Below are 12,270 nucleotides of genomic sequence, written 5' to 3'. Positions count from 1 at the left end.
ACATGTCCACTCCATTAGTCCTCCTCGCCCTCGGCCTGGGCTATTCGGCCCGACATGCGGTGGACCGGCTCCGCCCCGGCTGCGCCACCCTGACCGGCACCACGCGCGACCCCGCCAAGGCGGTGCGGTCCGGCGAACGCGGTATCGGCAGCATCCCCTACGACGGCACGGCCCCGTCCGCCGCCCTCGCTGAGGCGATCGCCTCCGCCACCCACATCCTCGCATCCGCCGGCCCCGATCGGGACGGCGATCCCTTCCTGCGCCATCATGCCGGGGACCTCGCCCGCGCCGCCGCCTCCGGCCGCCTGCGCTGGATCGGCTACTACTCGACGGTCGGGGTCTACGGCGACACCGGCGGCGCCTGGGTCGACGACGAGACGCCGCCGGCGCCCGCCTCGGAGCGCACCCGCTGGCGCGTGGATGCCGAGCGGGCCTGGACGGCGGTGGGCGAGGCGGGGAGTGTGCCGGTCGCGCTCCTGCGGCTCGCCGGCATCTACGGGCCGGGCCGCAACGCCTTCCTCAACTTGGCGAACGGCACCGCCAAGCGGGTCGTCCGCCCCGGCCAAGTCTTCAACCGCATCCATGTCGAGGACATCGCGGCCGTCACCGCGGCTGCCGCGCTCGGCGCGGTCGGCGGCCCCGTCAACGTCGCCGACGACGAGCCCGCCCCGCCCCAGGATCCGATCGCCTTCGCGGCCGGCCTGATGGGGATCGAGCCGCCCCCGGAGGTGCCCTTCGACGAGGCCGAGCTGTCGCCCATGGCGCGGACCTTCTGGGGCGAGAACAAGCGGGTCGGCAACCGCCGCCTGCGCGAGGACCTGGGCGTCCGGCTCGCCTATCCGACCTACCGGGAAGGCCTGACGGCCCTGTGGACCTCGGGCACCTGGGCCGGCGGCCCGGAGGATCGCGAGGAGGCGAGCCCGCGATTCAAGCGAATCGGCGGCTGAGCCTCGGCGCTACGCCGAGCCTCAGCGCTTCCAGGTCGCCACCAGCTGCGGCCCGAAACGCACGATGACCTGGCCGCCGTTGTCCGGGTCAGGCCGCACGTTGAAGCACTTCTCGCGGTTCTGGCCGGACCAGCGCGAGCAGTAGCCCTCCGCGATGACGCGCCAGAAGCCGGCGGCGCTCACCAGACCCTTCTTCTTTTCGGCCGGCTTGCGGCTCGACTTTCCGTCGGCCGTGAAGGTCATCAGGAAGGCCGTCCCGTCCGGCGCGGTCGCCGTGAAGGGCTTGCCGTTGAACCAGGTCTCCTTGATTTGGTCGCCGGTCAGCTTCTCCGGCAGCTTCTCGGCCGGCTTGGGCGCCTGGGCCCCCGCGGGCCCCGCCAGCACCAACGCGCCGATCGCGCCCGCCATGATGACCGTCTTCTGCCCCACCGATGTCCCTCCCCGAGCGCCGTCCCTCGGCTCGCCCGGGAGTATAGGAACCGCCGGCACGGATGCAATTGCCCTAACGTGATCCTGACAAGGATGGGGCCTGCCGTCGCAATCCCGTCACAGCGGACCGGCCGCCGCCGGCCGCTCGCCGGCCTCAGAGCATGGACGGCAGCACGCGGTCCGGCGGCCGGTGCCCGTCCATGAAGGTCTTGATGTTGATGATCACCCGCTCGCCCATGTCGATGCGGCCCTCCATGGTGGCCGATCCCATGTGGGGCAGGAGCAGCACGCGCTTCGAGCGCGCCAGCTTCGGGTTGACGGCCGGCTCGTGCTCGAAGACGTCGAGGCCCGCGCCCGCCAGTTCGTTGGCGTCCAGCATCCGGGCCAGGGCGTTCTCGTCGATCACCTCGCCGCGCGCCGTGTTGACGATGTAGGCCTCCGGGCGGACGAGCTTGAGGCGCCGCGCCGACAGGAGGTGGTAGGTCGCCGGCGTGTGCGGGCAGTGGACCGAGATGACGTCCATGCGGGCGAGCATCTGGTCGAGGCTCTCCCAGTAGGTCGCCTCCAGCTCCTCCTCCACCACCGTCGGCAGCCGCCGGCGGTTGTGGTAGTGGATCGACATGCCGAAGGCACGCGCCCGCCGCGCCACCGCTTGGCCGATCCGGCCCATCCCGATGATGCCCAGCCGCTTGCCCCAGATCCGGTGCCCGAGCATCCAGGTCGGCGACCAGCCCTTCCACTCCCCGGTCTTCATCACCTCGATGCCGTCCGCCATGCGGCGCGGCACGGCGAGGATCAGCGCCATGGTCATGTCGGCCGTGTCCTCGGTCAGCACCCCGGGGGTGTTGGTGACCGTGATGCCGCGGTTCAGCGCCGACTGCACGTCGATGTTGTCGACGCCGTTGCCGTAGTTGGCCACGAGCCTGAGCTGCGACCCGGCCTGGCTGATCACCGCCGCGTCGATGTGGTCGGTCACGGTCGGCACCAGCACGTCCGCCGACTTGGCGGCCTCGACCAGTTCGGCCTGCGTCATCGGGCGGTCGTCGTGATTGAGGCGGGCGTCGAAGAGCTCCCGCATGCGGGTTTCGATCACGTCCGGCAGCCTGCGGGTCACCACGACCAACGGCTTCTTCGGCATGAGGCCTCGCTCCCTGGCTTCCCGCGGCCGAACCATCCGGCCCGCGACGGCAGACATCCGCCCGGCTTTGCCGGCCGTTAACCAACCCGCGCCACAGTCGGGCCGACGGCGACGTTGTTCCTGTCTACCAGATGCCCCACAAATGACAATTGATCGGCCGACCAGGGCCCCCCGGGTTTTTCGTCGCGCGCAGGCGGCGGCCGGGCCAGCGAGGAGGAGAGAGCGATTGCGCAGGCTGAGGAGAGCTGACGGCGTCCGCGGCGCCTTCGTCGGGGCCCTGGGGATTCTCGTGTGGGCGGTGCTTCTCGTCGGCTTGGGCGCCGGCGAGGCGCGCGCGCAGACCGGCCAGGTCGGCCAGAAGAGCGGCTTTCCGCTGCCCCGCTTCGCCAGCGTGAAGTCGCAGCCCGTGAACTTCCGCGTCGGCCCGAGCCGCGACCACGAGGTCGCCTGGACCTTCCTGCGCGCCGGCCTGCCGGTCGAGATCACCCAGGAGTTCGACATCTGGTTCCGGGTGCGCGACAGCGAGGGCCAGGAGGGCTGGGTCCAGCAGAGCTTCCTGTCCGGCAAGCGCACCGCCCTCGTCTCGCCCTGGGCCAAGGCCGAGCCGGTGCCGATGTACGCGCGGGCCGACGGGCAGTCCCTCGTCGCCCGCGTCGAACCGAACGTTCTGGTCGACATCGAGCGTTGCGACGGCCGCATGTGCCGAGTCAGCGTCGAGAAGCGCAGCGGCTGGATCGAGCAGTCCCGCCTCTGGGGTGTCTACCCCAACGAGAAATACCCCGCCGACTGAGGCCCCCCGCCCGGTCGACCCTCCCGCGCGCCCGACGGCGCCGAACCGGAGACGCTTGCGATGGCCGCCCCGCTCGTCCGCGACGCCCTCGATGCCGACATGGAGGGCGTGCGCGACATCTACAACGATGCCGTCCTCAACACGACCGCCATCTGGAACGAGCGCCTCGTGGACACCGCCGACCGGGTCGCCTGGGCGGAGGCGCGCCGCAAGCTCGGCTATCCGGTCCTGGTCGCCGAGGTCGATGGCCGGGTCGCCGGCTATGCGAGCTTCGGCGACTTCCGCGCCTTCGACGGCTATCGCCAGACCGCCGAGCATTCGATCTATGTCGGGGCCGGCTTCCGCCGCCGCGGCCTCGCCCGCCTTCTCCTGGTCGCCCTCGAGGAGCGGGCCGTGGCGGCCGGCAAGCACGTGCTGATCGGCGGCATCGAGGCCGGCAACGCCGCTTCGCTCGCCCTCCACGCCTCCCTCGGCTACGTCGAGACCGGCCGCCTGCCGGAGGTCGGCCGCAAGTTCGGCCGCTGGCTCGACCTGGTCTTCATGCAGAAGATCCTCGCGCCGCGTCCCTGAGCAAACCCCTGCGTCAGTCGGCCCGATTGCCGGTCCGGGCGTCCCGGGCGTATGCAACGGGCATGCACGACAGGGTCACGGCCAACCGCCTCGCCGCCCTCGCGACCGCGCTCGACGACACCATGTTCGCGGCAGCGGACGGGCTGTCCGAGAGCGCCGTCGCGGCCCTCATGGTGGTGCGCCGCTCCGAGCCGATCGCCATCCAGGACATCGCCCGCGCGGTCGGTCTCACCCATTCCGCCACCGTCCGCCTCGTCGACCGCCTGGAGAAGGACTGGCTGGTCCGCCGCCTCAGCCGCCGCGGCCGGGAGGTCGCCGTGGAGACCACCGCCCGCGGCAAGCGCCGCGCCCGCGACCTGCAGGAGCGGCGCCTGGCCCGGGCCGAATCCCTGCTCGCCGACCTCCCCGAGCCCGACCGGTCGGCGCTCGACGGCCTGCTCGACCACCTGCTCGGCGCCGCGGCTGTTTCCCCGGCCGAGCCCGGCCGGATCTGCCGCTTCTGCGACCAGGGCGCCTGCCGCGGCCACGCGGATTGTCCCGTGGCGGCCGCCGAGGCTGGAACGCCGGCGTCCTGACCGGCCCGCCCGCCATTGAGCCCGCGCCCGCGGCGGGCTATGCCTGTGCGATGCCGCCCGCCACCCTCGACCGCCGCCGGTTCCTCGGAGCTTCGCTCGCCCCGATGCTGGCGCCCTTCGCCGGGACCGCCGCCCGCGGCCAGACCGGCCCGGCCCCCGCGCCGTCGAGTGCCGAGGTCGACGTGGTGGTGGTCGGCGCCGGCGCGGCCGGCATCGCGGCCGCCCGCGCGCTCCTCGCCGCCGGCCGGTCCTTCCTGGTCCTCGAGGCGCGCGACCGGGTCGGCGGCCGCGCCCACACCGACACCGGGGTCTTCGGCGTTCCGGTCGACTTCGGCGCGCACTGGATCCACGCCGCCGACGAGACGCCCTTCCCCTTCTTCGCCCGCGCCATGGGCTTCGTCACCGCCGAGCCCCGCCAGGACGTCATCATCCAGGACGGCCGCAAGCGCCTTTCGGGCGACGACATCGACCGCTTCGGCGACGCCTACGAGGCGCTCGAACAAGCGATCGTCGGCACCGGCTCCGCCGGCCGCGACATCCCCGCCGCGGCGGTGATGCCCAAGGGGCTCGGGGAATGGGAGGGCCTCGTCTCCTTCCTGCTCGGCCCCTACGGCTGCGCCAAGGACCTCGACCGCGTCTCCACCGTCGACTTCGCCCGCGCGCGCGAGTTCCCCGAACTCTTCATCCGCGAGGGCTTCGGCGCCCTCGTGGCGCGGCTGGCCGAGGGCATCCCGGTGGCCTTCTCCACGCCGGTGCAGCGGATCGACCGGTCCGGCCCGCGCCTGCGCGTGGAAACCCCGCGCGGCACCGTCGAGGCCCGGGCCGCCATCGTCACCGCCTCCACCACGGCGCTGGCCGAGGGCGCCGTCCGCTTCGACCCGCCCTTGCCGGCCGCCCATGAGGACGCCCTGACGGGCCTGTCGCTCGGGTCCTACCTGCACGTCTGCCTGGAACTGCCCGGCAATCCGCTGCGCGCCGGTGCCGACGAGCCGATCTGGTTCCGCCGCCCGGGCCGGCGCACCATGGCGCTCCTCGCCCGCATGAACGGCAGCGACGTAGCCTACGCGGATGCGGCCGGCAGCTTCGCGGCGGAGCTCGAGCAGGCCGGCGGGCGGGCCGCCGTGGACTTCGCCCTCGGCCTGATCGCGGAGGCTTACGGTTCCGACGCGGTCCGTCGCGTCGGCCGGACCCACGTGACGGACTGGGGCCGCGATCCCTTCGTCCGCGGCGCCTTCTCGTGCGCCGAGCCGGGCCGCGCCGGGGACCGCGCGCGGCTCGCCGAGGCCGTCGACGGCCGGATCTGGATCGCCGGAGAGGCCACCCACGCCGCCCTGTGGGGCACGGTCGGAGGCGCCTGGGCGGAGGGCGAGCGCGCCGCCCGTGCCGCTGCGGCCGCGATGTGAGCAGGCGGGCGTGCCGGACCGCCCAAGAGCGCGGCAGGCCTGCGCGCCAGGCCGCTTGCGGGCCGGCCGGGTTCGGTCCATATCGTTTGGAATTCTTCTAAAGAGATCGGTGGTCCCCATGTCCCTGTTCGGCTTCGGCAAGCGTGCCTTCTCGGATCTGACCGAGCAGGAGATCCTGGCGGTGGCGATCGCGGCCGAGGAGGACGACGGCCGGATCTACGGCATGTACGCCGACGAACTGCGCGAGCGCTACCCGGCCTCCGCCAAGGTCTTCGACGACATGGCCGAGGAGGAAGCCGATCACCGCCGCCGCCTCATCGAGATGCACCGCTCGAAGTTCGGCGAGCGCATCCCCCTGATCCGGCGCGAGAACGTGCGCGGCTTCTACGAGCGCCGGCCGGTCTGGCTGATGAAGAACCTCTCGCTCGAGACGATCCGCCGCGAGGCCATGGTGATGGAGGCGAGCGCCGCCCGCTTCTACCGGCAGGCCGCCCAGCGCACCGGCGACGCCTCGATCCGCAAGCTGCTCGGCGACCTCGCCGAAGCCGAGAAGAGCCACGTCTCGCTCGCCCATCGCCTGGGGCTCTCCAACCTGCCGACCGACGTGCGCGCCGAGGAGGACGAGACCGCCCGGCGCATGTTCATCCTCCAATATATCCAGCCCGGTCTCGTCGGCCTGATGGACGGATCCGTCTCCACCCTGGCGCCCCTCTTCGCCGCCGCCTTCGCGACCCACAACAGCTGGGACACGTTCCTGGTCGGCACCGCCGCCTCGATCGGCGCGGGCATCTCGATGGGCTTCGCCGAGGCCCTGTCGGACGACGGCGAGCTGTCGGGCCGCGGCAGCCCCTGGATCCGCGGCATCGTCTCCGGCCTGATGACGGCGATCGGCGGCCTCGGCCACGCGCTGCCCTACCTGCTGCCGGACTTCTGGGTCGCCACCTGGCTCGCCATCGCGGTGGTGGTCCTGGAACTGTGGGCGATCTCCTGGATCCGCTACAAGTACATGGACACGCCGTTCCTGCGCGCGGCCTTCCAGATCGTGGTCGGCGGCGTCCTGGTCTTCCTGACCGGCATCATGATCGGCAGCGCCTGACCCGGAGCGATCCCGTGCCGCCGACCCTGACGATCAAGCGCCTGCCCGCCGCCGCGGGCCTCGCCCTGCCGGCCTACCAGACCGCCGGCGCGGCCGGCCTGGATCTCCTCGCCGCCGTCGCCGACGAGGCGCCCGTGACCATCCCGCCCCTCGGCCGCGCCCTCGTCCCGACCGGCCTGGTCCTCGCGATTCCCGACGGCTACGAGGCGCAGGTGCGCCCCCGCTCCGGTCTCGCCGCCAAGGCCGGCGTGACGGTCCTGAACAGCCCGGGCACCATCGACAGCGACTATCGGGGCGAGGTGCAGGTTATCCTCGTCAACCTGGGCCCGGACCCCGTCACGGTCCGCCGCGGCGAACGCATCGCCCAGCTCGTGGTCGCCCCCGTGACGCGCGTCGCCATCGTCGAGGCCGACGAGCTCGACGCCACGGCGCGCGGCGCCGGAGGCTTCGGGTCGACCGGCCGGATCTGATGGCAAGGGGAACCCTGTTCTCCCCATAGCCGTGCTGCCGGGCGAGCCGCAACGTTTTCTGCCCGCCACCCGCGGGCTTGACGCAAAATGGTTCCAACGAAGCTGCATTTTTCCTGACGGCTTGGACTCGCCCGGCGGACCCCGCCGTCCTAAAGTCTCCGCCCTGAAAAGCCGCGCGCCGCCGCGGCCGGACGGACCCGTGATCTCGGAGGAAGCCCATGAGCGACGCCCAGCACCGCCCCGGCCGCGGCCGGATCTACGACTCGATCACCGACACCATCGGCGACACTCCGATCGTGCGGCTAGACCGGATCGCCAAGGAGAAGGGCGTCGGCGCGAAGCTGCTGGCCAAGCTTGAGTTCTTCAACCCGATCGCCAGCGTGAAGGACCGCATCGGCGTATCCATGATCGACGCGCTCGAGGCCGAGGGGAAGATCAAGCCCGGCGCCACGCTGATCGAGCCGACCTCCGGCAACACCGGCATCGCCCTCGCCTTCGTGGCGGCCGCCCGCGGCTACCGGCTGATCCTGGTCATGCCCGAGACCATGTCCATCGAGCGTCGCAAGATGCTGAAGCTGCTCGGCGCCGAGCTCGTCCTGACCGAGGGCCCGAAGGGCATGAAGGGCGCCCTCGCCAAGGCCGAGGAACTCGCCGCCGAGATCCCCGGGTCCATCATCCCCCAGCAGTTCCAGAACCCCGCCAACCCGGCCATCCACCGGAAGACCACCGCCGAGGAGATCTGGAACGACACCAACGGCGAGATCGACGTCTTCGTGTCCGGCATCGGTACGGGCGGCACCATCACGGGCGTCGGCCAGGTGCTGAAGCCGCGCAAGCCCTCGCTCCACATCGTCGCCGTCGAGCCGGCCGCCTCCCCGATCCTGTCCGGCGGCCAGCCGGGCCCGCACAAGATCCAGGGCATCGGCGCCGGCTTCGTCCCCGGCGTCCTCGACACGAAGATCTACGACGAGGTCGTCCAGGTCTCCAACGACGAGGCCTTCGAGATGGCCCGCCTCGTCGCCCGCCTGGAAGGCATCCCGGTCGGCATCTCGTCGGGCGCGGCCGTCACCGCCGCCGTCAAGGTCGGCACCCGCCCGGAGTTCGCCGGCAAGTCCATCGTCATCATCATCCCGAGCTTCGCCGAGCGCTACCTGTCGACGGCGCTGTTCGAGGGGCTGGAGTAGGATCCGGGCGTCCCGGTTCGTTCTGGTCTGGACAGGAGGGCTTCGTCCGTCGGGGCGGAGCCCGTCATCGGGAGCGGGCGGACCGTCATGTTGAGCGAATCCGAACTCGAGCGCTATGCGCGCCATATCGTTCTGCGCGACCTGGGCGGGCCCGGGCAGCAGAGGTTGAAGGCCGCGCGGGTGCTGGTGGTGGGCGCCGGAGGGCTCGGGGCGCCCGTGATCCTCTACCTGGCGGCGGCCGGAGTCGGTACGCTGGTGGTCGTCGACGACGACGACGTTTCGCTCTCGAACCTGCAGCGCCAGGTGATCCACGGCACCGAGGACGTCGGCCGTCCGAAGGTCGACAGCGCGGCGGACCACGTGGCGCGGGTCAATCCGCACGTCCGCGTCGAGACGCGCCGCGAACGGCTCGGCCCCGACAATGTCGACGGGCTCCTGGCCGGCGTCGACGTGGTCGTGGACGGCTCGGACAACTTCGAGACCCGCTATCTCCTGTCGGACGCCTGCTTCCGCGCCGCCCGGCCGCTCGTGACCGCAGCGGTGTCCGAATACGACGGCACGCTGACCACCCTCGCGCCGCACGAACGCGGTCCCGACGGGGTGCCGAATCCGACCTACCGCTGCCTCTTCCCGGAGCCGCCGCCGGCCGGCCTCGTCCCGGCTTGCGCGGTAGCCGGCGTGCTCGGCGCGCTCACGGGCGTCATGGGCTCGCTGCAGGCGCTGGAGGTGATCAAGCTCATCGCCGGCATCGGCGAGCCGCTGGTCGGGCGCCTCCTGATGGTCGACGCCCGCGCCATGCGCTTCGAGACGGTGCGCTATGCCTGGAGCCCCGACAACCCCCTGAACGGGACATCGGTCCCCTGAGCGTCAGCGCTGCGGCCCCTGGCGCTCCGCCGAGGCGGCCCACAGGTTCACGCCGCCCTCCACCGCGTTGCGGTCGATCTCGGCCAGTTCCTCGGGCGCGAACTCGAGCCGGTCGAGCGCCCCGACGCAGTCCTCCACCTGCTCCGGCCGGCTCGCTCCGATCAGCGCCGAGGTCACCCGCGGGTCGCGCAGCACCCAGGCGATCGCCATCTGGGCGAGGGTCTGGCCCCGGTGGCCGGCGAGGTCGTTGAGCGCCCGGGCCCGCGTGATGTTCTCCTCGTTCAGGAAGCTCATCCGGAGCGACTTGCCGGCCGCGGCGCGGCTGCCCTCCGGCACCCCGCGCAGGTACTTGTCGGTCAGCATGCCCTGGGCGAGCGGGGAGAACACGATCGTGCCCATCCCGGCCGCCTCGAGCGCGTCGAGCAGGCCGTCGTCCTCGATCCACCGGTTGATCATCGAGTAGCTCGGCTGATGGATGATCGCCGGCGTGCCGAGCGCCGTCAGGATCGCGGCCGCCTCGCGGGTCCGCTGGCTGTTGTAGGACGAGATCCCGACGTAGAGCGCCTTGCCCTGGCGCACCGCGGCGTCGAGCGCCCCCATGGTCTCTTCCAGCGGCGTGTTCGGGTCGAAGCGGTGGGAGTAGAAGACGTCGACATAGTCGAGGCCCATCCGCCTGAGGCTCTGGTCCAGGCTCGCCAGCAGGTACTTCCGGCTCCCCCACTCCCCGTACGGACCCGGCCACATCCGGTAGCCCGCCTTGGTGGAGATGACCAGTTCGTCCCGGTGGCTGGCGAAGTCGGCCTTCAGGATCCGCCCGAAGTTCTCTTCGGCGGAGCCGGGCGGCGGCCCGTAGTTGTTGGCCAGGTCGAAATGCGTGATCCCGAGGTCGAAGGCTTTGCGGCAGATGTTGCGGGCGTTCTCCTGGGCGGCGTCGTTGCCGAAATTGTGCCAGAGCCCGAGCGACAGCGCCGGCAGCATCAGCCCGCTGCGGCCGCAACGGTTGTACTTCATGCCGTCGTAGCGCGAGAGGGCGGGGCTGTAGCTCATCGATCGTCTCCTCGGATCTCGGCCCGTTCTGCGGTGGATCGGCTTCGGGCGCACTGTCGCCCGCACGCTCCCGGCTGGCAAGGCGCGCGAAGGGACCGAGCCCTGCGGGCGCGTCCCGGATCAGCCGGCCGGCCAGGACGGCCGAGCCGGTCAGGACGGCAAGGCCCCGGCTTTGCGGGCGTCGAGGCGCCCCAGGGGGGGAGGAACCGGGACGCGCCGAGGCCGTTGGACCCTCAACGGCCCGCGCCCCGGCAAGGGGAAGCCGGCCGTCCCAACGCGATCCAAGCGAGGCATCCCATGACGATCATCAAGACGGCCGCGGCCGGCCTGACACTGGCCGCACTCACCTTCGCGGCGCCCTTCGGGGCCGGCCTCCTCGTCGGCACGGACCACGCCGTCGCCCAGTCGGGCGGCGGTTCCGGCGGCGGCTCGGCCGGTTCGGGCGGCACCAGCGGAGCCACCGGCGCGGGCGGCACCGGCACGAACACCGGGACCGGAATGGGCACCGGCACCACGGGTACGGGCACCGGGACCAACGGGACGCTCAACCGGGGCACGACCATCAGCCCCGGCCCCGATCCGGTCACCCGCAACACCGATCCGGGCAGCCGCAACACCACCACCTGCCCGCCCGGCGACACGCGTCCGCAGTGCCTCAACCGCCAGTGAGGCGATACCCTGCGCCGTCCCGGTCCCCGGGGCGGCGCGACCGCTCAGCCGGGCAGGGGGATGAACTCGGTCTCGCCCGGCACAGCCTGGAACCGCCCGGCCAGCCAGTCGGCCTTGGCTTGGTCGATGCGCTCCTTGCGGCTCGACACGAAGTTCCACCAGATGTGGCGCGGACCCTCCAGGGTCGCGCCGCCGAGGAGGAGCAGCCGCGCCGCCGAGAGCGCCGAGACGGTCAGCCGGTCGCCGGGTCGGAGAACCAGCATCTGCATGGCCCCGAAGCGGTCGCCCGCGATCTCGATCTCCCCCTCCAGCACGTAGATCGCCCGGTCCTCGTGATCGGTGTCGACCGGAAGGATGGCGCCGGCGTCGAGCGCAACGTCGGCATAGAGCGTGTCCGACAGCGTGGGGGTGGGCGCCGCCACCCCGTAGGCCCGCCCGGCGATGACCCGCACGCGCTTGCCCTCCGACGACAGCACCGGCAGGTCCGCCGACCCGACATGCGTGAAGCCCGGATCGGCCTCCTCGCGCTCGGCCGGCAGCGCCACCCAGCTCTGGATGCCGAACAGCCGCGACCCGGCGACGCGCAGCGCCGGTCCGGTCCGCTCCGAATGCACGATGCCGCGGCCGGCCGTCATCCAGTTGACGTCCCCCGGCCGGATCTCCAGCTCCGTGCCGAGGCTGTCCCGGTGGACGATGGCGCCCTCCAGCAGATACGTGACCGTCGCCAGCCCGATATGGGGGTGGGGCCGGACGTCCACGCCCGCGCCGGTCAGGAACTCGGCCGGACCCATCTGGTCGAAGAAGATGAAGGGCCCGACCATCTGCCGGCTCGCGGCCGGCAGGGCGCGGCGGACCTCGAATCCGCCGAGATCACGGGCGCGGGGAACGATCACCTGGTCCAGTCCGGTCGGCAGCGTGCTCATCGTCTTCTCCTTCCCTCGCGCCTCGCGCAGCCGGCGGGCGTCCTTCGGCCGCCGTCGATGGCGAGATGGGAACCCCGGGGCGGCAGGTCAGCACGAGCGGCGCGAACCGACCGTTCGCAGCCCGTGAACGACGCTGCCCGGGCGAGGGTTCTCGACGCCCGGAAC

At 72.2% G+C, this 12,270-nt stretch carries 14 protein-coding genes; 10 read left to right on the top strand and 4 right to left on the bottom strand.

Annotated features, from left to right (window positions below):
* Positions 1–2: 2 nt before the first annotated feature.
* Positions 3–947: an NAD(P)-dependent oxidoreductase gene (locus WBG79_RS15230; protein WP_337358045.1), complete on the top strand. Its 945-nt coding sequence runs from the start codon at positions 3–5 to the stop codon at positions 945–947.
* Between the two features lie 21 nt (positions 948–968).
* Here the strand turns inward: WBG79_RS15230 and WBG79_RS15225 are convergent, their stop codons facing one another.
* Together WBG79_RS15225 and WBG79_RS15220 are read right to left on the bottom strand one after the other, a co-directional pair.
* Positions 969–1,376, bottom strand: a complete 408-nt coding sequence (locus tag WBG79_RS15225) for a hypothetical protein (protein ID WP_337358044.1) — start codon at positions 1,374–1,376, stop codon at positions 969–971.
* Positions 1,377–1,530: 154 nt separating this feature from the next.
* Entirely contained in the window at positions 1,531–2,514 is a 984-nt protein-coding gene (locus WBG79_RS15220) for a 2-hydroxyacid dehydrogenase (protein ID WP_337358043.1), read from the bottom strand.
* 226 nt (positions 2,515–2,740) lie between these two features.
* Between WBG79_RS15220 and WBG79_RS15215 the strand changes: the two genes are divergently transcribed.
* The 8 genes from WBG79_RS15215 (at position 2,741) to WBG79_RS15180 (ending at position 9,466) form a co-directional block, all read left to right on the top strand.
* Complete coding sequence (locus WBG79_RS15215; protein ID WP_443147462.1) at positions 2,741–3,304, top strand: SH3 domain-containing protein; 564 nt, start codon at positions 2,741–2,743, stop codon at positions 3,302–3,304.
* Between the two features lie 60 nt (positions 3,305–3,364).
* Entirely contained in the window at positions 3,365–3,874 is a 510-nt protein-coding gene (locus tag WBG79_RS15210; RefSeq protein WP_337358042.1) for a GNAT family N-acetyltransferase, read from the top strand.
* 62 nt (positions 3,875–3,936) lie between these two features.
* The gene (locus WBG79_RS15205; RefSeq protein WP_337358041.1) at positions 3,937–4,449 is read left to right on the top strand and encodes a MarR family transcriptional regulator; all 513 of its coding nucleotides are present in this window, start codon (positions 3,937–3,939) and stop codon (positions 4,447–4,449) included.
* Between the two features lie 50 nt (positions 4,450–4,499).
* The gene (locus WBG79_RS15200) at positions 4,500–5,852 is read left to right on the top strand and encodes a flavin monoamine oxidase family protein (protein ID WP_337358040.1); all 1,353 of its coding nucleotides are present in this window, start codon (positions 4,500–4,502) and stop codon (positions 5,850–5,852) included.
* Positions 5,853–5,970: 118 nt separating this feature from the next.
* A complete protein-coding gene (gene mbfA / locus WBG79_RS15195; protein WP_337358039.1) occupies positions 5,971–6,948 on the top strand; it encodes an iron exporter MbfA in 978 nt (325 codons plus the stop codon).
* Positions 6,949–6,962: 14 nt separating this feature from the next.
* Entirely contained in the window at positions 6,963–7,418 is a 456-nt protein-coding gene (dut, locus tag WBG79_RS15190) for a dUTP diphosphatase (protein ID WP_337358038.1), read from the top strand.
* Between the two features lie 218 nt (positions 7,419–7,636).
* Entirely contained in the window at positions 7,637–8,602 is a 966-nt protein-coding gene (gene cysK, locus WBG79_RS15185) for a cysteine synthase A (protein ID WP_337358037.1), read from the top strand.
* An 87-nt stretch (positions 8,603–8,689) separates the two neighbouring features.
* Complete coding sequence (locus WBG79_RS15180) at positions 8,690–9,466, top strand: HesA/MoeB/ThiF family protein (protein ID WP_337358036.1); 777 nt, start codon at positions 8,690–8,692, stop codon at positions 9,464–9,466.
* Positions 9,467–9,469: 3 nt separating this feature from the next.
* Here the strand turns inward: WBG79_RS15180 and mgrA are convergent, their stop codons facing one another.
* Positions 9,470–10,513 carry an L-glyceraldehyde 3-phosphate reductase gene (gene mgrA / locus WBG79_RS15175; protein WP_337358035.1) on the bottom strand — a complete coding sequence of 348 codons (1,044 nt, stop codon included), beginning with the start codon at positions 10,511–10,513 and terminating at the stop codon, positions 9,470–9,472.
* Between the two features lie 297 nt (positions 10,514–10,810).
* Between mgrA and WBG79_RS15170 the strand changes: the two genes are divergently transcribed.
* Positions 10,811–11,182 carry a hypothetical protein gene (locus WBG79_RS15170; RefSeq protein WP_337358034.1) on the top strand — a complete coding sequence of 124 codons (372 nt, stop codon included), beginning with the start codon at positions 10,811–10,813 and terminating at the stop codon, positions 11,180–11,182.
* Positions 11,183–11,226: 44 nt separating this feature from the next.
* Here the strand turns inward: WBG79_RS15170 and WBG79_RS15165 are convergent, their stop codons facing one another.
* Positions 11,227–12,105, bottom strand: a complete 879-nt coding sequence (locus tag WBG79_RS15165) for a pirin family protein (RefSeq protein WP_337358033.1) — start codon at positions 12,103–12,105, stop codon at positions 11,227–11,229.
* Between the last annotated feature and the right edge of the window lie 165 nt (positions 12,106–12,270).

Origin of the sequence: Prosthecomicrobium sp. N25 (genome assembly GCF_037203705.1) — a bacterium.
GTDB lineage: Bacteria > Pseudomonadota > Alphaproteobacteria > Rhizobiales > Ancalomicrobiaceae > Prosthecodimorpha.
This window is presented reverse-complemented; position numbering and strand designations above follow the sequence as displayed.